Below are 24,766 nucleotides of genomic sequence, written 5' to 3' on the forward strand. Positions count from 1 at the left end.
TTTTCCCTCTAAAAAGGCCAAAAAAATCTGAAGGCTCCATCATCTGTGCCCTGCAGAGCCTCAATACATTGAACAAATGAGCTGTATTCTGCTCCAATGTTCATTGAAAGCGATCAACGGTTTTTCTTTGATCTGAATGGATGCCGCATCCGATGTCTGTCGCCGTATTCGAAGTCGCCAACACAAATGTATAAAAGCAGGCTTCTGCAGGTTCGAGCGCTCGCGACTGTATGGATGAGACTGACATTTGCTTCAGCACTCAATGACATTGACAGCAAGTCCGCCTTCGCTGGTTTCCTTGTATTTACGCGACATATCCAGCCCGGTCTGGCGCATCGTCTCTATAACCTGGTCAAGCTTGACCTTGTGTGAATCTGCCGCAGTCAGCGCAAGTCTTGCCGCATTCACAGCCTTGACGGCACCCATTGCGTTTCGCTCAATGCAAGGAATCTGCACCAGACCGCCAACTGGATCGCAGGTGAGCCCGAGGTTGTGCTCCATGCCGATCTCAGCTGCGCGTTCGATTTGCTGATTGCTTCCACCCCAGACTGCAGCAAGGCCTGCTGCCGCCATGGAACAGGCAACCCCAACCTCGCCCTGACAGCCCATTTCCGCGCCTGAAATTGACGCCCTCTGTTTATATAAAATGCCGATGCCAGCCGCTGTTAGCAGGAAGCAATGGACAGCGTCGGTGTCGATAGCAGTAGCACTGACGCAGTAGCGCCTGATCACGGCAGGGATAATTCCGGCAGCGCCGTTCGTTGGAGCGGTCACTACTCTTCCACCAGCGGCATTCTCTTCGTTCACAGCCATTGCATAGACATTCAGCCAGTCGAACAGGCTCTCGTGTTCAGCATGGGAAGTCTTGCCCAAAAGGGCCTGGTACAGCTTCGCTGCTCGCCTCGATACGCCAAGCCCGCCAGGCAGTACGCCGACGTTTTCAAGACCTCTCTCGATACACTGCGACATCGTCCGCCAGACTTGATCCAAGCCAACAAGTGTAGCCTGGCGATCGCGGAAGCTGTCTTCATTCACCAGTATCAGCTGTTCGATCGAAAGCCCCTGATCCGCACAGATGGCCAGCAGTTCGGTTGCGGACATGAACGGGTGAGGAACACTTGTTGGCAGATCGATGAGGTCATCTTTTGCGGGAGCGCTCAGCTGCTGCGCAGTAGCAATGAAGCCGCCGCCAACTGAATACCAGGTCTGGTCGGTCAGTATTATGCCGTCGGCGTCATAAGCCGCAATACGCATCTCGTTGGGATGAATCTCTGGAGTGATCTGTGGTCGCAGGCGAAGATCCTCTGCCATATCGAAGCAAATTTCATGGCCACCTGCGAGTATCAGCCTGCCGTCGGTCCGCGTTTTCTGAAACGCTCTTTCGGCCTCGTCAGGATCTGCCTGATCAGGCTGCATTCCCATCAGGCCGAGCAGAGACGCCTTGTCGGTACCATGACCAACGCCGGTAGAAGCCAATGAACCGTGCAGATCTATCGTAATTCGCTCTATCCGGTTGACGATGCCCTTGGACTGCGCGAACTCTATGAAGCGCTTGCCGATTCGCATTGGGCCAACCGTATGTGAACTTGAGGGGCCAAGGCCAATCTTGAAGATGTCAAGTACGCTGAGCATAGCAGAGCTCCTAATAGATTCTGTCAGACTTTCAACAACATATACCCGACGCTCGCAACTGTGAGCGTCGAACTGAACAACTCCGCGCCGTTTACAGCATAGCCTGGGCTATCATGGCAGAACCCAAGAAAGTGCCGGTAAAGGTAAGCAGCGCAACAGCTGCAATCTTGAATCCAGACTTCCTGAATAAGGTGACTTCCATCTGTGAGATAGCAAAGCCTGCATAGGCCAGTACCGGGGTAATCAGCTGTAAGACTCCCAGCTTCCCGGTTTCTTGCAGAATATAGCTATTGAATGGAAACTGTGGCAACGAGATGATAATACCCACAATGGATGTCCAGGCAATGGAGGGCACACTGATAGGAATGACCCGCTTCAATAAAATGCCAGTAACGCAACAGGCGAATAGTATTAGCATGCCGGGCAGCGCCGCAATAGGGTTAATGTCTTGGCCAACCCAGTTACTTAATAACAGCACTCCGCAGATAGCACTCAAAAGGGCAATTGATTGTCCAAATGCCAAGATTGACTGCTCTTGCATGCCTTTTCCGAAATCGGAATGCGATACCGATTTAGTAGCTGATCCCTTTTTAAACTTACTGGTAATTTTGTACAAAAACTCAGCCAAGGGAAGAGCAATGAATAAACTCACGAACAACCCTGTCGCATAAGTCAAGAGGTTAGAAGACGCGGCAAATGCTATAATGACTTCCTTTTGATCAGGAACGGTCTCAGCTAGCGCCGCTGAACAAGCGCCCATCATGCTGCCACTGCCCATACCACAGGCCATGGCAAGTGCACGCACATCCATTATGTCCATGGAGGCGATAACACCTGCCATCAATGAAAAGAAAATCGCGCCGAATAGCGTTCCCATGACGTAGACCCCCATTACCCCGATACCTTCTGGACTTTTGAGTCCATATTTATCAGCGACCAGAGCAATATTAGGCTCACGAGCGACCGAGTGAGTGGCGCCTATAGCTTCGCGTCCCATGCCAAACACCAAGACGGCAACGGGCAGTGCAATAACAGCTGTGGCCACGTTACCCAGCTCTTGTAGTAATAATGCAGGACCTACTGCGATAATCTCTTCTATCTTAGGCCCGATTCCCACCCCAAACTTGGCAATAAAAGGCATGATGCTCAAGATAACGGCGTAACTCGCAAACACCGCCCGGTCTTTTGTAATCAACACTTTCATTGCTAGAATGACATTGGGATTTAGCAAGAGAGCAAAAATAAAAGCGTACAACAAAGGGAGTAAGACTAAGGTTCCGATGCCGATAGGTATTTTAATAATTCCGATCCATTCTGCCAACACGGAGACTAGGATCACAAATAGATGTAATTTCCAATTTAGCAAATTTTTTATGGTTACGGTTTTCTGCGTTGTATTTATTGTATTTATTGTATTCACAGTAAATTCCTTATTATTTTTCAGGATTATATGTGCGAAATAATAATTTCTATACGACGTTCAAGGCTATGTTGACAGCTGCGACTCTACCAAGGACACCCATACCTTAACCCCCACCTCAATCGCATTGTCATTGAAGTCATAACGGGCATTGTGTAAAGGTTTTGAAGGAGCTTGGCCATCAACGCCAAGCCAAAAGTAAGCTCCTTTAACCTTCTGACTCATAAAAGAAAAGTCTTCAGATGCCATGGAAGGTTCTACAGCGGTATTGACTTTATCTGCACCTAGCGCCCTGACAGCAGCGTCTTTGATGGCCTGATAAGCATCATGATTATTCGTAGTGACGGGGTAGCGTATGTGATAATCAATTTTACCGGTGACGCCGTAAAGAGGCGGCAAGGTGGTTACCATCTCGGTCAACATGTCTTGCATGGACTGGCGAACATCCATATCAAAGCTGCGAACTGTGCCTTTCAGAATGGCGTGATCGGGGATGACGTTCGTGGTGTCACCGCTATTCATCTGAGTGACGCTAATCACACCAGGCTTCAGCGGGGATATTCGGCGCGAAATAATGGACTGAATATTGGTTATTAACGCCGCCCCAGCAGCTATAGGGTCCGCCCCAAGATGCGGCATGGCAGCGTGCGTGCCCTTGCCCGTCAACGTAATTTCGAATGTATCAAAAGATGCCATCATGGGACCATTATTGACAGCAATTTCACCCAGTGTAAGTCCTGGCCAATTATGCAGCCCATAGACTTCGTCCATCGGAAATTTCTCGAATAGTCCATCATCAATCATCTTCTTTGCGCCGCCTAAAACTTCTTCTGCGGGTTGAAAGATAAAGTGGACAGTGCCACTGAAATTTTTGTTTTCGCTCAGGTATTTCGCCACCCCGAGCATGATCGAAGTGTGCCCATCATGACCACAGGCATGCATACAGTTGGCATGGGTGGATTTATGCTCGATATTATTTTTTTCCTCTATTGGCAGGGCATCGATATCAGCTCGTAATCCGATGGTAGGCCCTTCGCCATTCTTGAGTGTGCCAACCACCCCCGTGCCACCCAAGCCTTTATGCACGTCGATACCAAAGGACTCAAGTTTTTGGATAATAAAAGCCGACGTTTTTAATTCATTGAACCCAAGTTCAGGCTGGCTGTGTATTAGCTTGCGCCACTGTTTAATTTCTTCTAACAGCTCTTTATTTATTAACATTTTCCTTCTCCTTTAATATATACGGATAACACGGTGATATATCGATAGAATCCTTGTTATATTTCCAAGCGGGAAACAACAAAAGCCAAAATTTGAAAAAATGAAACTGCCCATTCCGAAATTAATTGCCTAAAAAGGACATAAAAACACCAGGAAAGGGCATCTTGAGTCATCTATTTAAGACGGCCTAATACCCGACCTTAAAATGCTCTTAACCATAAATACTATTGGATTGAATAACCAAACTGAATAGCAGAATCTTTTTCTGTTTCGATCCATACACTTTTAGTCTGTGTATATTCGAGTAAACCTTCGTAGCCACTAGATCGGCCATAGCCGCTCTCACCAAAGCCACCAAACGGCGACATTACATTGATTGCCTTATAGCTATTTACCCAGAACGTTCCCGCATTTACTTTAGCGGCCATCCGATGAGCACGGCCTACATTAGCAGTCCAAACGGCACCAGCTAAACCAAACCGGCTGTCGTTGGCTAACGCTACAGCTTCTTCTTCATCATCAAATAAAATGACAGAAACAACAGGTCCAAAAATTTCTTCCTGTGCTACTCGCATATCATTTTTCACATTGGCCAAGACTGTTGGCTGATAAAAATAACCATTTTCACCTCCACAAATTTCACCTGGCTTTCCGCCTACGGCAACAACAGCACCTTCAGCAATACCGTCAGAAACTAACGAACGCACATGACTAAACTGTTTCTGGTTATTAATCGGCCCCACCATCGTGTCTTCATTCCATGGCAAACCAACGGGCAACTTACTGGCTGCCGAGGCAACACGTTCCACTACTTCTTTATAGACATCACGATGAACCAATAACCGAGCACCCGATACACAGCTCTGTCCAGCGGCAGAAAACACGGCAGCTTGCGCACCCACTACCGCACGATCAAGATCAGCATCAGGAAAAATTATATTGGCTGACTTTCCACCCAGCTCCAATACGCAAGGGATTACACGTTGCGCAGATGCCGAAGCAATGAGAGCACCGGTCTGTGGTGAACCTACAAAAACCACTTTTTTAGTTGCCGGATTAGTAATTGCGGCAGTGCCTGTAGTGTGCCCCATCCCATTAATTACATTCACCAAACCACGCGGGATACCTGCTTGCTCAAGAAGTTTAGCGAGCACTGTTGAGCTTAGTGGGGTTAATTCAGATGGCTTCAGTAAGACTGCATTTCCTGTACAGATGGCCGGCGCGATCTGCCAGCCTCCGGTAAATACAGGTGCATTCCAGGGTGTGATCTGAGTCACTACACCATAAGGCTCATGACGAGTGTAGTTTAAATGACTTGTTGGTACGGGAATAACTTGTCCCATAATTTTGTCACACCAACCAGCATAGTATTCAAACATATCTGCAACTTTTGCCACCTCAACCCGGCAATCGCGAATAGGCTTACCTGCAGATATACATTCTAGGCGTGCCAGAGATTCCGCGGCTTCACGAATTTCCATGCCGCACTTCCACATTAACTGACCTCTTGCAGTGGCGGTCATTGACCACCACACTTTCTGAGCTTTTGCAGCAGCATCTGCTGCTGCTGCAACAATACATTCTCCCGCATCACGATAGATTAAAAATACCTGACCGGTTGCTGGGTTAATCAGCTCGATATCGTCTCCATTACCTGTAACCAATTCTCCATCAATCAAGCTGCCAAACTCAGAAGTACCCAGCAGTTCATTAAGCAATATTTCAACTTGCTGCTCACCATTTCCTTCTACTACAAAACTCATAATCTATTCTCCCAAGCCGGCATTTTTAATGATGTAGTTAAAATCAGCCTGATCAGGTATGTTTTCTTCGCTCTGCGACCAAATTTCGGCTACCTGTTTAGCCAAAGGTAACTCTAATCCCATTTCACCGATCATATCTTTTGCCAGACGCACATCTTTACGCATCAGCTGCATAGTGAAACCGGAATCAAAACCTTTATTGAGAATCCAACGAGGGAAATTAACCTCGCTGATCGCACTACGACCTGAACCGGCGTTCAAACCGGCAATAAGGTCTGTAGGATCGAGTCCCGCCTTGGTACCCAGAGCCACTGCTTCGGCGGTGGTCAATAGATGTGCGGCACATAGTAGATTGTTGATCAGTTTAGCCGCATGTCCATTGCCAGACTTTCCCATGTAGACCACTTTTGAACTCAAGGCGTCCAGATACAACTGCGCGCGTTCAAGGGAACTACTTTCACCTCCAACAACCATAACCATAGTACCGGCTTCAGCACCCGCCGGACCGCCACTAACAGGGCAGTCCAATAACTGGTGGCCTAGCAGATCCAGCTCTATCGAGAGTGCCCGTGTCACCTCTGGTTCTGAGGTAGAAGTATCAATAATCAGAGTTTTAGGCTGAGCGTAGTCAATAATGCCACCTTCGCCTTTAACAACCTCTTGTACATGCTTTGCCATTGGCAAAGATAGAATGATGACGCTAGATTCAGCACACAGAGCTTTAATATCTACAACAACATTCACGCCGATTTCCCTGGCAGCTTGGCGTTGTGCTTCCCCTATGTCCGTGCCGAACACTTTAAAACCCTTGCGAAGCAAAGACTGAGCCATACCGTTACCCATACGGCCTAACCCTATGATACCTATAGTTTTTTTATTCATTCTCGCCCCGTTATTTTTGTATTTTTCTTAAGCTGCATTGTGACTTATAAGCCATTAAGAAGAACCACAACAAACAACCTTTTGTGTTCTAAAAAAGGCAACGCTAACGTGGACAATTGGATGGATTCCCCCCCACCGGCATCGACGTGCCAAAATGGTGAGTGATCGGTAAACCATCATGAAGAGTGAGCGTTCATTCCAAGACGTCCTGCCATCCCGATGAATTTCATTCTACATCAGCCTCACATTTCCCAGCGCGAGGTTACCTCCATGAGAAAACACCGACCCCAGGAACAATGGCAGTCCTTGGTTGATAAGCAGCGTGACAGCGGTTTATCAGCCATGCAATTTTTCAAGCAGGAGGACTATAGAGGACCCCACGGTCAAGACCATAGGTGCATTAACTTAAGATAGAATGCCCTATGGGTTTATATTGTCTGATCATGCGGCCTGGAGCCACTGCACGTTAGTGCCATGTGCCTCTGCCGGTGTCTTGTTGTTGAGCGATTGATGCGGACGCTCATGGTTGTAAAACTGGAAGTATGCACTCAAGCCATCCCGAGCTTCCTGCATCGTCTGGTACTGCTTTAGATAGACTTCCTCGTATTTCACTGAGCGCCACAGTCGTTCGACAAAGATGTTGTCCAGCGCCCGACCTTTGCCATCCATGCTGATGCGGATTTTATGAGCCTTCAGAACATCCGTAAACGCCGCGCTGGTGAACTGGCTGCCTTGGTCTGTGTTGAATATTTCAGGGGTGCCATAACGCTCCAGAGCCTCCTCAAGGGCTTCGACGCAGAAAGCCGTGTCCATGGTGTTCGACAACCGCCACGACAGCACCTGACGGCTGTACCAGTCGATGACGGCCGTCAGGTAGGCAAAGCCGCGGCCTACCCTGATGTAAGTGATGTCTGTTGAGTAGACCTGCCGAGGGCGTACCACCGACATTCCACGCAGCAAATAGGGATAGACCTTGTGCTGCGGATGAGGACGACTGGTATTCGGCTGGGGGGCCACCGACTGCAGGCCCATCAGGCGCATCAACCGCTGGACCCGCTTGCGATTTACCACGTGCCCCCGGCGCCCCAACACAGCGACCATCTTGCGGCTGCCGTAGAATGGATGGGCGGTATACAACTCGTCAATGTGCTGCATCAGTTTCAGGTTTTCCTCAGGCTCATCAGTTGCGGCTCCCTGGTCATACCAGGTGGAGCGGTGCAGCCCCAACAGGCTGCATTGGCGTCGAATGCTCGGAGCATCGGCACTAGGCTCAATCAGTGTGCGTTTCTCGCTCACTCCAAGCCCAGCGCCTTCGATTTTTTTCTGAGCCACTCGACCTCAACCTGCAGCTTACCGATTTGCTGATACAGTCGGTCTTCACGGGCTTCCAGTTCCTTCGGGTCCGGCTGGCTACCTCCGCGTTCGAAGGCTTCCACCAGTCGCTCCTGGGCGGTCTTTTTCCAGGTGTTGATTTGGGAAGCATGCACCCCGTACTGCGAGGACAGTTGGGCAACTGTTTTATCGCCCCTGATTGCCTCCATTGCGACCTTAGCTTTGAACTCACTACTGAACCGTTTTCTCGCCACGTTACTACTCCTGGATGATCGTGGCATTCTACCTATGCCTGTGGTCTAAATCATGGGGTCCACTATAGACATCGGCTATGCCAGTTTCTGGAGTTGGCGTAAGCGCCTGACCGAAGAACCGGCTGCTGATTCCGCGAGCTCCGGCGAGGCCGGATTTCTGGACCTGTCGTCACTGATGGGAGCTTCGTCGTCTGCTGGTTCTGATCTAGCAGCCTGTCGGACTTAACCTGACAAATCCGCTGTGAGATAATCGCACGGCCTTAATCACGACGGGATACTGATGATGAGCCGCTTTGTAACCGCAGACCGAGATACCCCCTATCTTTTCCCTCCTTCGGTAACGGACTGGCTGCCAGAAGATCATCTGGCACGTTTTGTTGTCGAGGTTGTCGACCAACTCGATCTGTCGGAACTCACACGCCAATACGCGGGACGGGGATCGAAGGCGCACCCTCCGGCGGTCCTGCTCAGCTTGTTGATCTACGGTTATGCCACCGGGGTGTTCTCCAGCAGAAAGATTGAACGCGCCACCTATGACTCGATTGCTTTTCGCTACCTGGCGGCCAACACGCACCCGGATCACGACACCGTTGCGACGTTCAGACGACGATTCTTGCCCCAGCTCGAAGCGTTGTTTGTCCAGGTCTTGTTGCTGGCGCGAGAGATGAAACTCATCAAACTGGGGCAGATCGCCCTGGATGGCACCAAGGTCAAAGCCAACGCCAGCAAGCACAAAGCCCTGTCTTATGCCCACGCGAAAAAGATCGAAGCGCAACTCAAAGCCGAAGTGAAAGCCCTGACGGCACGGGCCGAAGAAGCGGATCACACGCCGGTGGTTGATGGTATGGACATTCCTGCTGAGATTGCCCGCCCCCTCTGCCAGCCTAGTTGTCCAGTTGGCGATTTTGCCTAAATTCATATCAGATTGGGCGGTGTGAGAGCAGTCATGCCACGTTATTCCGAGGAACGTAAAGCGGCCGTGTTGAAGAAGTTATTACCTCCGCAGAACCGCAGTGTGGTGCAGGTGGCGGCAGAGGAAGGCATATCGGATGTGACTCTGTATAGTTGGTTAAAACAGTGTCGACAACAAGGAGTGCCTGTGCCGGGTTATCGTAATGCTGGAGACGATGGGTCTCCTGATGCCAAGTTGGCCGTCGTGATCGAAACGGCGTCTATGTCTGAAGCGGAACTGGGTGCGTATTGCCGCCAGAAAGGCCTGTATCCCGAGCAGGTGCAGCGCTGGAAAGAGGCCTGCCTACACGGTACGGGCCTGCAAGAAGGGCAAGAGAAAACCGCTCAGAAACAGCAGCGCGATGCCCGTAAAACCATCAAAAAGCTGAGGGCGGAAGTTCGCCGTAAAGACCGGGTTCTGGCGGAAACAACTTCTTTGTTGGTGCTGTCAAAAAAGCTCGAAGCCTTGTACGGCGAGGACCCGGACAGCGAGGACAGCTAACACCGCTGGCCGAGCGTACAAGGCTTTTAAACGACTATGACGAAGCTGTCGCCAGTGGCGCAGCCCGATACAAGGCGGCCGACTTGATGGAGCTGAGCCAGCGCACGTTGAAACGCTGGCGACGCGCTAACGGCACTGTGGCAGAGGACCAGCGCCCGCAAGCGGAGCGCGTTGTGCAGCCACACCAGCTCACTCACGCTGAAGAAGCGGCCATCCTGGATACCTGCAATGAACGGGAGTATCAGAGCTTGCCACCGTCCCAGATCGTGCCTCGACTGGCGGATAAAGGGCTTTATCTGGCGTCGGAGTCTTCGTTTTACCGAGTGCTCAAAAAGCACCAGCAATTGAATCATCGGGGCCGTATGAAACCGCCGCGCAAAGTCCCTGAGCCCACCCGCTTTACGGCCACAGGCCCGAACCAGGTGTGGAGCTGGGACATTAGTTATTGTCCTTCAGAGGTGCGCGGCCAGCACGGGTATCTGTACCTGATCATGGACATCTACAGCCGCAAAATCGTGGCTTGGGAAATCCACAAAGCAGAGTCCGGCGAGCTTGCCAAAAAGCTCATAGATCGAGCTCTGTTGCGCGAGAGATGTTGGCAAAACCCACCGGTGCTGCACTCAGATAATGGCGCGCCGATGACGTCCTACACACTGAAAGCGCGGCTGGCAGAATTGGGTATGTTGATGTCTCACAGCCAACCCAGAGTGAGCAACGATAACCCGTACTCAGAGTCGTTGTTCAAAACGCTGAAGTACTGCCCGAAGTGGCCCGCCAAAGGCTTTAGATCACTGATAGCGGTGCGTGAATGGATGCTATTATTCACGCAGGCCTACAACGAGGAGCACTTGCACAGCGGCATCAACTTCGTGACGCCCGCACAACGACACCAAGGTGTTGATGCAGAGTTGTTAGCCAAACGTGAAGCGGTTTATGAACGAGCAAAGAGTCTGAATCCCAAGCGCTGGTCTGGTGACATTCGAAACTGGAAAGTCGCCGGAGCCGTATCGCTCAACCCTGGAAAACTGCAGGAAATTGAGCGCAATAAACAGGCTGCTTAAGTGCAGCTATTTGGACAACTGGGTTGCAAATCACCGATATTCGATCTGCTGTTTGGTCCAAAAGTGGTCTTGAGGCCCAAAATGCTGGCAATAAGGGCAGTAGCAGTCAGAAAAATCTGGGATACCAGTCCCTGGCTTGATCTTGAAGTATTTTTCACACTCGGGACACTCTCGCCCAAGGCAGCCTTCTTCATCTCTTTCAATATCCACCGAGAAAGTTTCCACTTTTTACTCCATCATTTTCTGCTATGTCACCGCCACAGTAATACTGACCCACCAACGCCAACTTAAAATTGACCCACCTGAGGCAAAATAGCCGCTTAATCACACGATCAGAGCGGCGGCCGATGTTGACTCAGGAGACACTTGTGGAAATTCATGTATTGCATCGTCAGGGCGAGAGCGGAGCCCGTCAACATAGTTGGCGCGTTTAAGAACAACTCACAGACTTCTGGCTAATCCCGGACATGGCAGCGGTAAAGCCCAGGTTGTTGATCGCCCTAGCCAACTTGCTCACATTCGGTGGTGGCATCTAGGGGTGATCTTGGACGCCGAAATGTCGCGGTTATCTGAATTTTTTGGCTCAGAACTTTGCATTAACGGGTGTCCGGAATCATTGAACTACTATATTTGATGGCAGTTGAAGCTCCGTCACGTAGACTCTTGTGCTGCCTCAGAGGAATAAATGTTAAAGTATAATTCATTATATTTGTGCCCATAATCTTAAGTTTTAATATTATTGATAGATTAAAGATGGCAAAAATGTACTAAGCACCGGAGTATAAGTAATTATTACGAGTGAAATTAACATCAAAATTATCAACGGCACACATGCTTTAAAAACTTCTTGAAGTGGCATTTTAGAAATTGTCATTGCGACAAATAAGTTTAATCCGACAGGAGGAGTTATCATTCCAACAGAAAAATTTATCAACGTAATAACACCAAAATGTATAGAGTCAACTCCGACTTGTTCCGCAATTGGCTGTAGTAATGGCGATAGAACAATTATTGCTGAAGCACTATCTAAGAAAAATCCAGCAATCAACATAACGACATTAAAAAGAGCCATTACTTGAGTGGGATCAGACGTCAACGATAGTACATCACCCGCAAGTTTTGTTGGCGCGCCAGTTATTGCTAGTAGCCAAGAAAAAGCTGACGCACCTGCTGTAATCAGCAAAAGTGAAGCTGACATTAAGCCAGCGCTACTTAACGTACTGGTCAAATTTTTGAGATTTATCTGACGATAGATAAACATTCCTACTAATAGCCCGTATAGACAAGCTACCGCTGCCGACTCAGTAGGTGTAAAGATACCGCTGTATATTCCGCCCAACAATATAAAAGGTAATCCAAGGCCCCAAGCGGCTGACTTTAAAGTCTTAAAGAAACTTTTAAAAGATGGCAGCTTAGATCTCGGATAGCCTTTTAATGATGCATAAATAATACAGTAGGCTATTAACAAAGATGCTATTAAAAGAGCTGGAATTAATCCTGCTGCAAATAACCGACCTACCGAAGTTCCTGTAACTGAGCCGTATATTATAAGAGCAATGCTTGGCGGAACAATAGGCCCAAGTGTGCCCGCTGTGGCAATAATGCCGATAGCGAATCGCTTATCATATCCTGCTGCTACTAATGCCGGAAACATTATGCTCCCAATAGCAACTACTGTTGCCGGGCTGGATCCAGAAATTGAACCAAAAAGTAAGCACGACAAAACTGTTGCAGCCGCTAGACCTCCAGGAACCCAGCCAACGAGCGCCTTTGCTAAATCTATTAAGCGATCTGATAATCCACCTATTCGCATTAATTCCGCGGCCAATATAAAAAATGGTATGGCCATCAATGAAAAGTTATTCATTCCTGAAAACATTCGCATTGGTACAATAATAGGATCGGCGCTTCCGAAAAATTGAATAGCTAATATGACAGAAAAAGCTAGAGCGGCAAATATAGGTAAACCCAGAAGTAAAACAGCAAAAAATATTGGAAGTAACGCGGCTATCATGAGTTATCCTTTTGGCAATTTCTTAAATAATTCTTATCCAAGAGTTTCGTGATCTGACATCATTTCGTTTGCATAACTCGTTGGCGGTTTTTTCCAAACCTCATGAATTACCCAGCAGTAACGAGATATTAATAATAAGCCGGATATGCCAATAGGAAAGTAAATCCAAGCCATAGGCACTCGAAGAGCTGGGGATAGCATCCCTCGGCCTAGCGTTATGTTAAAAAGTCGAAAACCCAAAATAGTCATTGCTATTGCAAAAAAAATACCAATTATCGCAGAAATAATTCGTAGCCAACGATTTACAACGGGCGAAACAACACTGTTGAGAAGGTCAACTGAAATATGGGCTCCACGTCGAACGCCCATGCTAGCTCCGATGAAGCTCATGCAAACTATAGAATATATTACAACTTCTTCAGCCCACGAAAGGGAGCCATTGAAACCATATCTATAGAAGACCTGAAAGATAGTAATAATGGTCGCCAATGACATAAAGGCGACCATTGCAAAATCTTCCAAGCGATCAAGAAATTTATTGAACGCTTTGATCATAATTAATACTCAATACCTACAACGTCGTAAACTTTATGCAGCAGCTCAGGTGTGAAAACATCCTCATATTCTGCATGGACAGGTAAGCTTTTTTTAATAAAATCAGCTCTTGCTTCTACTGATAACTCATTAATTTGAATTTGATCACCAATCTCAGCGAGGATTTTCTTTTCATCTTCGGCTGTCAATTCTCGAGCGAGATCCCGACCATTGTCAAAGGCTATAGTCATAACTTGTTTCAGATCATCGGGAAGAGAGTCCCATGTACCTTTATTAACAATCGCCGCATATCCGTGATATGCATGGTTTGTTAATGATAAATAGTTTTGAACCTCGTAGAATCGCATGGTGTATATATTGGCTAAAGGGTTTTCTTGACCTTCAACAACTCCTTGCTGGAGGCCATTATATACTTCGGTGAATGCCATGGCTGTAGCGTTAGCATTCAAGTTTTCGTAAGTCGATATTATAATAGGTGACTGCATTGTACGCATTCGGAGATCTTCTAGGTCAGAAGGGCCTTGTATAGCTTTGGTGTTGTTTGTGATATGCCGAAATCCAGCACCCCAAAAATTCACACCATACATGTTGTCATCATTTAGCGTGTCAAGTATTTCTCGGCCAACATCGCCATCTAAAACATTTTTCATCGCTTCGTCGCTCGATAATAAGAACGGAAGATCTAAGATTTGCATCTTCGGTTCGAAGTTGCCGAGTGTTGCTGTAGGCGGAATGCCAATATCAACGAGTCCCATCTGAATCTGCTCAATTATTTCTACATCGCCCCCGACCTGCGCGGCTGGAAGGACTTCAATATTTATTCGTCCTCCTGATTTTTCTTCAACTTCTTTTTTGAATTGTATTGCCGCCTTACCATTTGGGGTGCTTTCTATCAAAACATGTGCAAATGTTAAATTATAGTCTGCAGCTTGAACGGAGGCTACGCTAAGTGGCGTTAAACTAATAAAGGGAATTAACGCTGCATTTACTAATAATTTCTTCATATTTTAACCTATTTTATTAGTGTGATTTATTTATAAATAAGTATTTTTAAAATTATTATATTCTTTAAATTAATCTCCTTTTTTATTTTTAATAATATTGATAAATCGCAAATTTTATTTAATGAAATTTCAACTTATTCCACACCTAGTCTGTTGCCGAAAATTTCATGGCAATTTCCTATATTCAGAATTTTTGATAATTGGCGGTGCCATTAGATTGAGCAACAGGATTGCGCAGAATTTGAGGGGTTAGAATAGCTTCTTTTGTAGAATTGCATTCAATGCAGACAATCATATTTAGCGCGTAAACGAAACAAGCTGTAACCGCTGACACACTTAGCACGGCTGTCTTGACAATAATATTTTGGATAACTATTTTTTTAAAGACAGAAATTATGTTTGTCAAGACCATACCCATAAGATTCTGTTTTTATTTTATTTAAGTGTAGTTAGACCTCGCATGTTTGTCAACTACTAAGCTCGGATAAAAAGCTAGTTAGCGTTTTCCCGTAGCGTAATCTGCAGAGTTAACTTAGTAAATGTGAGGTGTGACCGTCCAATTCGATTTCATGTACCTTGTTGAGTCGAAAAATAGCTGTTTTGAGATCGTCAACGCTGGTAAAAATACCCCGGTATAGCGCTCGTCGTTCCAGTTGGCTAAACCAGCCTTCTACTGCATTCAGCCACGAGGCACTGGTCGGGGTGAAGTGAAGCTTAAAACGAGGATGCTTCTCCAGCCAGGCTTTTACTTTGGGTGTTTTATGGGTCGAACTGTTGTCCAGAATCAGTTGGAGATCTTACTCCTTCGGAGTTTCCCGGTCGATTTGTCGTAGAAAGTCGAGAAATTCCTTGGCGCGATGGCGTTGGGTGATCCGCCCGATTACCTCACCGTTCAAGATGTTGAAGGCCGCATACAGGCTCGTTGTGCCATGCCGTTTGTAATCGTGAGTGTGGCGCTCGATTTGACCCGGCCTCAATTGTAGTTTGGACTGGGTGCGATCCAGAGTCTGGATCTGCGTCTTCTCGTCAACAGACAGCACCAGAGCGTTATCAGGCGGGTTCAAGTACAAACCGACAACATCAAAAACCTTCTCAGCAAAGTCTGGATCGTTGCTGATCTTAAACGTTTTCAGGCGGTGGGGCTTCAGGTCTGCCGCCTGCCAAATCTGCTGTAATTGCCAACAGGTCACGCCGGCATGTTTCGCCATCAGCCGGATGCTCCAATGGGTAAAGCCCCGCGGCACCTTATTGACCGTATCGTTCGGGATGGCTTTGACTTTTTTTGTATCGGTCCCAGTAGGAATGCCCTCCATCGTCGTTTGGAGCTGCGGGGTGATGGCCGTCGCCAATCGCAGAATCCGCATCAGGATTCGAGGATCGCTGTTTCATAGGCATCTCCAACGTATTGGAAGAATCCTATACTCGTTGCTATGCCATCAATGTCCGTGCCAAAGACAATAGCCGCTCATCCTGCCAGCGGTCACAGATCAGCTGTACGCCAACCGGCAAGCCCTCTCGGCCCTTGCTTAGGGGGAGGTTCAGACAGGGCACCCCAAGCAGCGTCCAGCCGCGGCAGAAGACCGGGTCGCCCGTCGCATGAAGCCCTTCGGGGGCGACGCCGGGCGCACTCGCCGCCAAGATGACGTCTATCTGTTTGTCGAATACCTTCGAGAGAGCGTGCTTCAACTGATCGGCGGCTATTAAGGACTTCCTGTAATCGGCATAGCAAATCGCCATGCCGTGCTCGATCAACTCAACTAGCTTGGTTCCCATTTGCTCGGCATAATGTTCATATTCGCTGGAAAGGGTCTGTGACGCCTCGTATGCTAGCACCACCTGGTGGTGCGCGACGAGCTCGTCATAACGGGCATCCAATGGCAACGGAAACACCCGGGCGCCGAACTGTTCCATACGCTCGGCCGCATACGTCAAGGCTCGCTCGACATCGGGGTCGAGGGTGACGTTGCCCGGCAGGTTGCGCAGTCCAACCCGGACCCCGCGAAGATCCGGCATCGCTTCGATGACAACGGAACGGGTCAAGGCAGAGAATGCCGTACAGATATCCTCGATATTGCGAGCAAACCAGCCCAGTGTATCCATCGATGGCGCAAATGCTTTGATCCCCGAGAATGTCACAGTGTTAAAGGTCGGTTTGAAACCCCAGACGCCACAGTAGCTCGCCGGGCGAATGATGCTGCCGGCGGTCTGGGTGCCCAAGGCCAGGGGAACCATGCCGGCCGCTACGGCTGCCGCGGATCCACTGGATGAGCCGCCCGGGGTGCGTGAAAGATCATGTGGATTACGGGTTTTGCCAGGAGTGAAGTAGGCGAACTCGGTGGAGACGGTCTTGCCTAGAACCATCGCCCCTTGGCGCTTGAGCAATGTGACCACAGCGGCATCCACTACAGCACCTGGTGACCGTAGATAACCGCCCGTCCCCCAGGTGGTCGGCATTTCGGCCGTATCGACGTTGTCCTTGACGCCGACTGGCACACCGTGCAGCAACTGACTTTTTTCCGAAAGCCTAGGAGCGAATTTCAGCGGGGCGATGTGTTCCCAGGCCTGAACCTCCTCCTCATACCTTTGGATTCGTGCCTGGCAGGTTTGCCACCAGGCCAAGGTATGACTCTCTCTTTTGGCAAGACGCGCCTGAAAGCTGTCGATGGTCAGATCGTTTGGCTCAATCACAACATACTCCTTCGTCGGAAAAAAGATCGTCTCATACAGGGCAGCGGGCTGTCAGAGAGACGGCGGCGTACCGAGAACTACTAGGCTGTTACCAAGCGTGTTTTCTATAGTTTGTCCGATGGACAGCAGCCTGGCCTCCTGCCAGGGTCCCGTCAGCAGTTGCATGCCCACCGGCATGCCAGCCGCGTCCTTGCCCACCGGCAAAGTCAACCCACACAAGCCCATGAAGTTGCCCATTACGGTGTTGCGCAGCGCGTGCATGTTGGCCTTAGAATATGCCCCTTCGGGCTCTAGGCTTGCCAGTACCGGCGGTGTGATAGCCACGGTTGGTGTCAACAGCGCATCGACACCGGCCAAGCGCTCGGCAGCGGCGGCACATAGCGAATCGATGACGTTGCGCCGGCGAACATAATCCCAAGCAGGCACATTGTCGGCAGCCTTGATACGGGCAGCCACATTGGGATCGAGGATCTCGATCATTTCGGGCATTTCGGTGTTGAGGAACGCAGCTAGCTCGGCTGCCGCCAGACCGCCTTGCTGGAACAGCTTATAGGCTTCGTCGGTGCGTGGCAGATCGACGGTAACGATGCGCGCACCACCAGCTTCGAGTTGGCTGATTGCTTCATGAACCGCCTCGGCGATCCCCGGGCTACAGTCGTCCCAGAAGAAGCTTTCCGGGATGCCGAAGGTAAGATCAGCCAACTCGGGCATGCTCGATCGCTTGGTGCGAATACCGCTCAGTTCATAATCTAATGCAGCGAACGCGAAGGCTAAATCGTCGACACTCCGTGCAAGCAAACCGGGCGTGTCCAGAGTGGAGGAAAGCGGCACGATCTGTCGGGTCGACCAGCGGCCAACAGTGGTTTTGAGTCCTGCTACCCCGGTCATGGAAGCGGGAATGCGTACCGAGCCGGCGGTATCGGTGCCCAGGGCCAGACTCGCGCTGCCCCCCATCAGCGAGACGCCTGCGCCGGCACTAGAACCACCCGGTGTACGATGATTGACCGGATCCCAAGGGTTGCGAGGTGTGCCCCAGTGTGGGTTTGTGCCCAAGCCACCAAAGGCGAATTCCACTGTATGCGTCTTGCCCATCACGCTGGGCAACTGGCGCAGAAGTGCCGCTATCATGGGCCCGGCTTGCTCCCAGCATTCGGGCAACCGGCGTACAGAGCCTGCATACGTAGGCAGGCCGGGCACAGCGAAGATATCCTTGATCGAGACCGGAATTCCCATCAACGGACCGGTATCGCCGCCAACGGCCAGCACGCTATCGGTGGCGTGGGCAGCTTGCAGCGCGGCCTCGCCATTCCATGTGAGGTAGGCATTGTCATGCGTACCGCGAGACGCATAGTTGGCGATCGCCGACTCAGCAAGCTGGCTCGCACTCAACGAACCGTTGCGTAGCCTCGCATACTGCTCGCGCAGCGGCAGAAAGATCGGGGAGTCGTACATAGCTCAGTCCAGTTGTTAGCGGCTTTCGAAGATCGGTTCGATCTTCTACGACCGTATTGTGCTCATTGGCAACCACCGACCTCGATGAAAGGTCGAGATCAATTGACATTCTCATCCCAGCAGTGAAGTCGCGGCATCCGTCAACACCCGCGCGGCGACCTCGGCATCCTCGCGTTCTATATGCTCATCCGGATGATGGCTGAGTCCCTGGCGGCAGGGCGTGAAAAGCATCGCGGTTGGACAGACATGGGCCAGATGGATGGCATCATGAAAGGCCCCGGAAACCAATTCTGGTGTGTCAGGGCAATAATGCCTGGCACACTCATGCAACACGTCGAGTAACGAATCGGGAAACGCCACAGGAGCCACACGAGAGGTAACCTTGAGCGTGACATCGCAACCGCCCCACTGACATTTAGTCAGGTCATGGAACCTTGCATCCAGGGCGTCAAGCACTGTCTGACTTGGGTGGCGAAGATCGATGGTGAAGGTGGCTCGCTGAGCAATGGTATTCACCGAGTCGGGCCAGACAGAGAATTTGCCGATGGTGAAGCGTAGATCGTCGTCCTGATCAAACACCGCGGCTTTGAGTGCTGACACGAGATCATGGGCGCTGTCGAAGGCGTCCCGCCGCGCTTGGAGCGGGGTAGTGCCAGCATGGTTGGCCTGCCCCTTCACCTCGATTTCGTACCAGTTCACCCCTTGGATGCCGCTGACCACTCCGACCGGTTTCCCCAGCGTTTCCAGTACAGGGCCCTGTTCGATATGCAGTTCGAGGAAGGCATGAGGCGTGAAAGGCTTAGGGCGGTAGGTAAGTCCATGTTCCTTCAGCAAGTCGAGGCAATCCGCAAGGGCATCACTAAAGCGGATACTGCTGTCATCGAGAGAGGAAGCGATCTCGTGGTAATCACGCTGACCGGCAAACCACGAGGATCCTGAAGCGCCCGGCACGAAGCGGGCGCCCTCTTCGTTGGTCCAGGCAACGACCTCCAGCGGATGAAGATGATCAATTCCTTGATCATGCAATGTCCTGAGCACGGCCAACCCAGCCACCACACCCAGCGCGCCATCATGTATGCCGGCTTGAGGCTGGCTGTCCAGATGACTGCCGATCAGGAACGGCGCACGTGAAGAATCTTTCCCTGCCCGGCGGATAAAGACATTACCCAAGTCATCGTAGTAAGCCTCGCAGCCCAATGCCCTCCCTTGCTCCGCAAGCCACAGGCGTGCCTGATTATCTTGGGCATCCAGAGCCAGCCTGCGGATGCCTTTCGGGTGAAGAGCACCAATACTGGCGAGAGACTGCACATCCTCCCAGAAACGCTGTCCGTCAAGGCAGTCACCCAAACGTCGTGAATCGTTCATTTAGCTTCCTCATTGGTAGATCAGTGAAAGTAGATAAGTGCTGAGCCAAGGCACATAGGTGATGATCACCAATGACAGCAGCATCAGTCCAGTCAGCAGCGGGGACGGCTTTAACACCTCCTGCAGCGACATCTTCGAAATCGCCATCTTGACGAATAGGTTACTAGAGGCATCGAGGTAAGCCGGGAGAATATCTACCCGTGGCAGGCTTTCGCCCAGCGTTAACGTTTTCGTCCTCACGGTTCTCTGAGCTAGGTGCGCCCTAATGCCGTTGACATATCCCAGCCGACCATAGCCAGGCGGCTCGAAGGCGTTCACTTGGTAAGTATTTACATCGCGAACGTGTTGTGCAGCATAAATCGACTCGTTGAACACCATTAAGGCAACTAGCCCCTGTGTAGCAGGATGAGCGGCCACGATGATGGCGTTGGCAATATTACGGTAGCCGTCGGTACCTTCTTCATGAGGAGTGAGCGGGGAGCCGGTTACGACCAGTGCGCAGTGGTCGAGGGGGAGCGTGATATCCAGGAAATGCGCAGCTTCTTCGAGGGTATCGGCGCCATGGGTGATGACAGTACCGGCAACGTTAGGGTCACCGGCCAAGTGCTGGCATAAACGCTGGATTTCGATCAAGTCCGCTTGAGTAATAGCATTACTAGGCTTTTGCAGAATCGAGAGAACTTCAGCCTTCACGTCCGCCTCGGGCGGTAGAGCCACACGCTCGAACAATAATCACCGCTTAAGACGCCGGAGACATTAAGCTTCGCCTCATTGACCTTACTGACGATCGTGCCGCCTAACGTCAGTAGTACGACGTGTCGTCTTGTCATTGCTTGGCACCATTTTTTTATCGGATAATATCACACTAATGACTAATGGCCATGATACGGCCAGAAATCTTTTAATATGTCAATATACATCAGCGGCCAACTAATATTTTAAGCTGTTTTCAATTCCTGCTGAGACACAATTAGAAAAAGTTCAGTACGCTTAACGAAGTTTGAGGGCGCTAGGGCTTGTATTCCAGAAAGCCCTTTGCTGTTGGTTAATAGTGAAGATACGAGACGTCCCAAAACGACACTCAGACGCTAACCTGCCACCGCCCTATGGATCCGGAACGCTTCGGGGGGTCAATTGACTGCAGTTCCATCATATTTCAAATCCTAGAGCCTATCGAGACAGCCTTGATTCGCGGCGAACTCAGCCCCGGCGACTTTCTGCACTCCGATGTGAAGCTGACCGAAAACCTGGGTATCGGAAAATCCAGCGTGCGTGAGGTTATCGAGATGCGGCAGCGACGCCATCGCTACTCTTCCGGGTGGGAGAACGGCCGGTCACATGTGAAATGAATCCTGCAGCTCCCGCAAAAATGCTTTCGATGTGTTCAAAGTCCTAGGTAAGCTTTACGGATTAACTCGTTATCCTGAAGTTCCCGCGAAGGTCCCGCCAATACTTGGTGGCCATTTTCTAAAACATATGCGCGATCACTAATCTGCAAAACTTGCTTAACATTCTGTTCGACTAGAAGGACTGGCATGCCAGTATCGGCGACGCGCCGGATTGCTGCCATAACGCCTTTCACCATCAACGGAGAGAGGCCCAAGCTAGGCTCATCCAATAACAGCATTTTTGGGTTCAACATTAAACCGCGAGCAATGGCAACCATTTGCTGCTGTCCGCCTGAGAGCTGTGCCGCTTTATCTTTAGCGTATTTTTTCAAGTCGGGAAACAGTGTGTGCACCTTTTCCAGGTTATCCTCTCGCATCTTTCGCGATTCTGGCAAAAAAGCCCCAAGAAGCAAGTTTTCATGGACGGTGAGATTGCCGAACAGTTGGCGCCCCATAGGAACATGGGCAAGGCCAAGCCGTGCCATCTCGTGGGGAAGTTTTCCAGACACTTCAATACCATCAAAATGAATTGTGCCTGACCACGGTTTTATCATTCCAGAAACGGCTCGCAAAATCGTCGACTTTCCGCTTCCGTTTCCACCAATTAAACCAACAAGTTCGCCCTCCCCGATTGTAATTGACGCCTTAAAAACTACTTTCAGGCTACCATAACCAAGATCGACGTCTTTAACATCCAGAATTGCTTGTCTGTTCTCTGACATCAGTCCTCTCCGAGGTAGGCCGTCACCACTTTTGGATTATTAATGACATCATTTGGTTTGCCTTCGGCAATTACGCTGCCGTCAGCCATGACAATCACGTGATCGGAAAGCTCGATAATAGCTTCCATGATATGTTCAACCATAACAATTGTGATGTTTTGCGTTGTAAGCTCTTTGACGAAAGCGATCATCTCACGCAGCGCCGGAGGGTTTAACCCAGCCATCATTTCATCCAGAAATAACACGCTCGGTTTGACGGCAAGGGCTTTAGCCAACTCCAAACGCCGCCGCCTTGCCAAGTTGAGATCCATCGCAGGCTGGTCATAACGATCCGCCAGACCTACTTGTTCCAAAACCTGCATAGATAGGTGTTCAGCCCGCTTCCGTTTCGGTTCTTTTAAAAACGCGGCAACTAGAACATTTTCTAACAGCGTTAGCTCCTCGAACGGACGCTCTGTCTGGAAAGTTCTGCCCATCCCAGCCCGAATTCGGGCATAGGGCGGCAAGGGCGTTATGTCGCGGCCATAAAGATGAATAGCGCCTGAGTCAATAGGTGCAAAGCCGGTAAGAGCGTTGAATAACGTTGTTTTACCGGCCCCATTTGGGCCAATAAGTCCTAGAACGTCCCCTTCTGGCACATCCAAAGAGACATTGTTGACAGCTATCACGCCCCCAAACTTGACGGTAACTCCTTTAGTCTTGAGCGCGCTTGGCATAAGCCCTCCTAATAAAATAGCGGGACGGCTCACCTACAATACCGCGGGGCATGAATATGATTACCAGCATGATCAGCAGCCCGTAAATAAGCATATTGGCCTCAGCAAAGGTGGTTCGAAAAATCTCACCTGCCCCCACGAGTAGAAGTGCTCCAGCACTTGGACCCCAAATAGTACCTCTGCCCCCAATGATTGCTGTTAACGCTATCTGCACGGACAGTAGTAAAAAAAAGACAACTTGTGGCTCAAGGAAAGAGAGAAAAATCGCGTAAATACCTCCTCCAAAGGCGGTAAGGCTGCCAGAAATCATGAACGCTTTCAATTTCACAGATAGCGGGTTAATTCCCGACGCCATTGCAGAACTTTCATCTTCTCTTACGGCTCTCAATTGATAACCGAACTTATTACGCGAGATTACAATAACCGTTAGTATGCACAGAGCGGCGAATGTTAATGCAAGATAATAGTTAGAGAGTCGATCAAAGAGATCAATTCCAAAGGGCTCTGGCAGCGAAAATATGAAAACACCAGTGGCACCGCCTGTTAACCATTCCTCGTTGATTGCAACCAGTCGAATAATTTCGGCAATCGCTATGGTGGAAAGCGTAAAGTAAGGTCCGGTGAGTGTGAAGGTTAGTTTACCCCACAAATAGGCGAGCAAAGCTGCCACAACTAAAGCTATCAGAACCGCCCACCACGGATCAATTCCATAATGGGATGTGCCGACCGCTACAAAGTAGCCTCCGAGACCGACAAAGCTCGCATGACCTAAACTAACCTGGCCAGCCCAGCCGCCCAGAATATCCCATGCAGTGGCCCAGCCAACAAATAACAACAACGTGATTGCGAAAGTCAAATAACCCGGAAATGCCATGGGATAAAAGACACCTAGCACTACTAGGCAGAAAAGAGCGATCAAATGCTTATTCATACGCGCTTCACCGTTTTACCGAACAGTCCTTCTGGACGCAGCAGTAAGACCAAGAGGAATACGACAAGTCCATAGGCATCACGGTAGCTTGAAGTTAGATAGGATGCCCCAAGCACCTCAACCACGCCTAGTAGAAGGCCTCCAGCGATAGCTGCACCAACATTGCCGAGTCCGCCGAGTACAGTGACAACAAAGGCCTTTAAAGTGAAAATAGCGCCGGAAAAAGAGGGAGTGGCGAACAAAAGTGGAATAAGCACCGTGCCGGCTGCCATAGCAAGCGAAGTCCCTATACCAAAAACAATAGCTTCAATTCTTCGGGTATCAATACCCACTAATTCGGCGCCAAGACGATTCTCCGCCGTCGCACGAATAGATCGACCTAATTCTGTATGACTGAGCAGTACGTAGAGGCCACCGATCAATAGCACGGTGGCACCGCCTGCGGATAACAGTATTACAGAAAAATAAATATCTCCAAGAGATAGAGTAGAAGCGGCATATGAGACATTGACCGACTTGGGTTCGGCACCAAAGGTAAGTAACAGTACATTACCGATAACTAACGCCAAGCCCAGAGTCACCAATAGAGTGCTCTCCGGCGGCGCGTCTACCAATCGCGCCAAAACTATACGCTGGAGCGACGCGCCAAAAATGAACCCTAGCGGAATGGCAACAAGCAGAGAGAGATATGGATCCCAACCCCACAAAACATTGAGAAGTACAGCCGTGTACATGCCTAGGACCACAAAATCGCCGTGTGCAAAGTTGATGGTCTTCATGACCCCAAATACTAAAGTCAGGCCCACGCCGATAAGGGCATACACACCACCAATTAACAATCCGTTTGATAGGTTCTGTAAAAAGGACACATAATCAAACATCGTAACCCCTCTGATTGCGCCAAGCCGATGAT

General features: G+C 49.8%; 20 protein-coding genes and 4 pseudogenes. 4 read left to right on the plus strand and 20 right to left on the minus strand.

Annotated elements, in window-relative coordinates:
• Nucleotides 1-252 precede the first annotated feature (252 nt).
• The 7 genes and pseudogenes from MIH18_RS02430 to MIH18_RS02455 form a co-directional block, all read right to left on the minus strand.
• On the minus strand, nucleotides 253-1,632 hold the full coding sequence (locus MIH18_RS02430; protein ID WP_249013799.1) for an L-serine ammonia-lyase: 1,380 nt from the start codon (nucleotides 1,630-1,632) through the stop codon (nucleotides 253-255).
• A gap of 91 nt (nucleotides 1,633-1,723) precedes the next feature.
• Nucleotides 1,724-3,052, minus strand: a complete 1,329-nt coding sequence (locus MIH18_RS02435) for a DUF3100 domain-containing protein (protein WP_249013800.1) — start codon at nucleotides 3,050-3,052, stop codon at nucleotides 1,724-1,726.
• Nucleotides 3,053-3,118: 66 nt separating this feature from the next.
• Nucleotides 3,119-4,273: a M20 aminoacylase family protein gene (locus MIH18_RS02440; RefSeq protein ID WP_249013801.1), complete on the minus strand. Its 1,155-nt coding sequence runs from the start codon at nucleotides 4,271-4,273 to the stop codon at nucleotides 3,119-3,121.
• Between the two features lie 224 nt (nucleotides 4,274-4,497).
• The gene (locus MIH18_RS02445; RefSeq protein WP_249013802.1) at nucleotides 4,498-6,036 is read right to left on the minus strand and encodes an aldehyde dehydrogenase family protein; all 1,539 of its coding nucleotides are present in this window, start codon (nucleotides 6,034-6,036) and stop codon (nucleotides 4,498-4,500) included.
• A gap of 3 nt (nucleotides 6,037-6,039) precedes the next feature.
• Entirely contained in the window at nucleotides 6,040-6,432 is a 393-nt protein-coding gene (locus tag MIH18_RS24010) for an NAD-binding protein (RefSeq protein ID WP_349293803.1), read from the minus strand.
• Between the two features lie 6 nt (nucleotides 6,433-6,438).
• A pseudogene (locus MIH18_RS24015) lies at nucleotides 6,439-6,921 on the minus strand (NAD(P)-dependent oxidoreductase); the annotation flags it as partial.
• Nucleotides 6,922-7,338: 417 nt separating this feature from the next.
• Nucleotides 7,339-8,531: pseudogene (locus tag MIH18_RS02455) on the minus strand (IS3 family transposase).
• 25 nt (nucleotides 8,532-8,556) lie between these two features.
• Here MIH18_RS02455 and MIH18_RS02460 point away from each other — a divergent pair.
• The 3 genes and pseudogenes from MIH18_RS02460 (at nucleotide 8,557) to MIH18_RS02470 (ending at nucleotide 11,018) form a co-directional block, all read left to right on the plus strand.
• Nucleotides 8,557-8,730: a hypothetical protein gene (locus MIH18_RS02460; protein ID WP_249013804.1), complete on the plus strand. Its 174-nt coding sequence runs from the start codon at nucleotides 8,557-8,559 to the stop codon at nucleotides 8,728-8,730.
• A 57-nt stretch (nucleotides 8,731-8,787) separates the two neighbouring features.
• Nucleotides 8,788-9,375, plus strand: a pseudogene (locus MIH18_RS02465) (transposase); the annotation flags it as partial.
• 75 nt (nucleotides 9,376-9,450) lie between these two features.
• A protein-coding gene (locus tag MIH18_RS02470; protein WP_249013805.1) for an IS3 family transposase occupies nucleotides 9,451-11,018 on the plus strand; the annotation gives its coding sequence in 2 pieces (ribosomal slippage) (nucleotides 9,451-9,936 and nucleotides 9,939-11,018; 1,566 coding nt in all).
• A gap of 30 nt (nucleotides 11,019-11,048) precedes the next feature.
• Here the strand turns inward: MIH18_RS02470 and MIH18_RS02475 are convergent.
• The 9 genes and pseudogenes from MIH18_RS02475 to MIH18_RS02515 all read right to left on the minus strand — a co-directional run bounded on the left by MIH18_RS02475 (nucleotide 11,049) and on the right by MIH18_RS02515 (nucleotide 20,789).
• A complete protein-coding gene (locus tag MIH18_RS02475) occupies nucleotides 11,049-11,243 on the minus strand; it encodes a hypothetical protein (RefSeq protein ID WP_249013806.1) in 195 nt (64 codons plus the stop codon).
• A 511-nt stretch (nucleotides 11,244-11,754) separates the two neighbouring features.
• The gene (locus tag MIH18_RS02480; RefSeq protein WP_249013807.1) at nucleotides 11,755-13,032 is read right to left on the minus strand and encodes a TRAP transporter large permease; all 1,278 of its coding nucleotides are present in this window, start codon (nucleotides 13,030-13,032) and stop codon (nucleotides 11,755-11,757) included.
• Nucleotides 13,033-13,065: 33 nt separating this feature from the next.
• Nucleotides 13,066-13,587, minus strand: a complete 522-nt coding sequence (locus tag MIH18_RS02485) for a TRAP transporter small permease (RefSeq protein ID WP_249013808.1) — start codon at nucleotides 13,585-13,587, stop codon at nucleotides 13,066-13,068.
• A gap of 2 nt (nucleotides 13,588-13,589) precedes the next feature.
• Nucleotides 13,590-14,591 (minus strand): TRAP transporter substrate-binding protein, encoded by a 1,002-nt coding sequence (locus tag MIH18_RS02490; RefSeq protein ID WP_249013809.1) that lies wholly within the window; start codon nucleotides 14,589-14,591, stop codon nucleotides 13,590-13,592.
• A 527-nt stretch (nucleotides 14,592-15,118) separates the two neighbouring features.
• Nucleotides 15,119-15,955, minus strand: a pseudogene (locus MIH18_RS02495) (IS630 family transposase).
• Nucleotides 15,956-16,019: 64 nt separating this feature from the next.
• The gene (locus MIH18_RS02500; RefSeq protein WP_249013810.1) at nucleotides 16,020-17,279 is read right to left on the minus strand and encodes an amidase; all 1,260 of its coding nucleotides are present in this window, start codon (nucleotides 17,277-17,279) and stop codon (nucleotides 16,020-16,022) included.
• Between the two features lie 51 nt (nucleotides 17,280-17,330).
• Nucleotides 17,331-18,731 (minus strand): amidase, encoded by a 1,401-nt coding sequence (locus tag MIH18_RS02505; protein ID WP_249013811.1) that lies wholly within the window; start codon nucleotides 18,729-18,731, stop codon nucleotides 17,331-17,333.
• A 111-nt stretch (nucleotides 18,732-18,842) separates the two neighbouring features.
• The gene (locus tag MIH18_RS02510; protein ID WP_249013812.1) at nucleotides 18,843-20,096 is read right to left on the minus strand and encodes a M20 family metallo-hydrolase; all 1,254 of its coding nucleotides are present in this window, start codon (nucleotides 20,094-20,096) and stop codon (nucleotides 18,843-18,845) included.
• A gap of 9 nt (nucleotides 20,097-20,105) precedes the next feature.
• Entirely contained in the window at nucleotides 20,106-20,789 is a 684-nt protein-coding gene (locus tag MIH18_RS02515) for an asparaginase domain-containing protein (protein WP_249013813.1), read from the minus strand.
• Between the two features lie 491 nt (nucleotides 20,790-21,280).
• Between MIH18_RS02515 and MIH18_RS02520 the strand changes: the two genes are divergently transcribed.
• Nucleotides 21,281-21,445: a hypothetical protein gene (locus tag MIH18_RS02520; protein ID WP_249013814.1), complete on the plus strand. Its 165-nt coding sequence runs from the start codon at nucleotides 21,281-21,283 to the stop codon at nucleotides 21,443-21,445.
• A 35-nt stretch (nucleotides 21,446-21,480) separates the two neighbouring features.
• Here the strand turns inward: MIH18_RS02520 and MIH18_RS02525 are convergent, their stop codons facing one another.
• Genes MIH18_RS02525 through MIH18_RS02540 form a run of 4 tightly spaced genes read right to left on the minus strand, consistent with a single transcriptional unit; the run spans nucleotide 21,481 to nucleotide 24,734 of the window.
• Nucleotides 21,481-22,206: an ABC transporter ATP-binding protein gene (locus MIH18_RS02525; RefSeq protein WP_249013815.1), complete on the minus strand. Its 726-nt coding sequence runs from the start codon at nucleotides 22,204-22,206 to the stop codon at nucleotides 21,481-21,483.
• On the minus strand, nucleotides 22,206-22,922 hold the full coding sequence (locus MIH18_RS02530; RefSeq protein ID WP_249013816.1) for an ABC transporter ATP-binding protein: 717 nt from the start codon (nucleotides 22,920-22,922) through the stop codon (nucleotides 22,206-22,208). Before MIH18_RS02530 ends, MIH18_RS02525 begins: the two co-directional genes overlap by 1 nt.
• The gene (locus MIH18_RS02535; RefSeq protein ID WP_249013817.1) at nucleotides 22,900-23,853 is read right to left on the minus strand and encodes a branched-chain amino acid ABC transporter permease; all 954 of its coding nucleotides are present in this window, start codon (nucleotides 23,851-23,853) and stop codon (nucleotides 22,900-22,902) included. The genes MIH18_RS02530 and MIH18_RS02535 overlap by 23 nt, the downstream gene beginning before the upstream one ends.
• Nucleotides 23,850-24,734: a branched-chain amino acid ABC transporter permease gene (locus tag MIH18_RS02540; protein ID WP_249013818.1), complete on the minus strand. Its 885-nt coding sequence runs from the start codon at nucleotides 24,732-24,734 to the stop codon at nucleotides 23,850-23,852. Before MIH18_RS02540 ends, MIH18_RS02535 begins: the two co-directional genes overlap by 4 nt.
• Between the last annotated feature and the right edge of the window lie 32 nt (nucleotides 24,735-24,766).

The organism is Marinobacter sp. M3C, assembly GCF_023311895.1.
Classification (GTDB): Bacteria; Pseudomonadota; Gammaproteobacteria; order Pseudomonadales; family Oleiphilaceae; genus Marinobacter.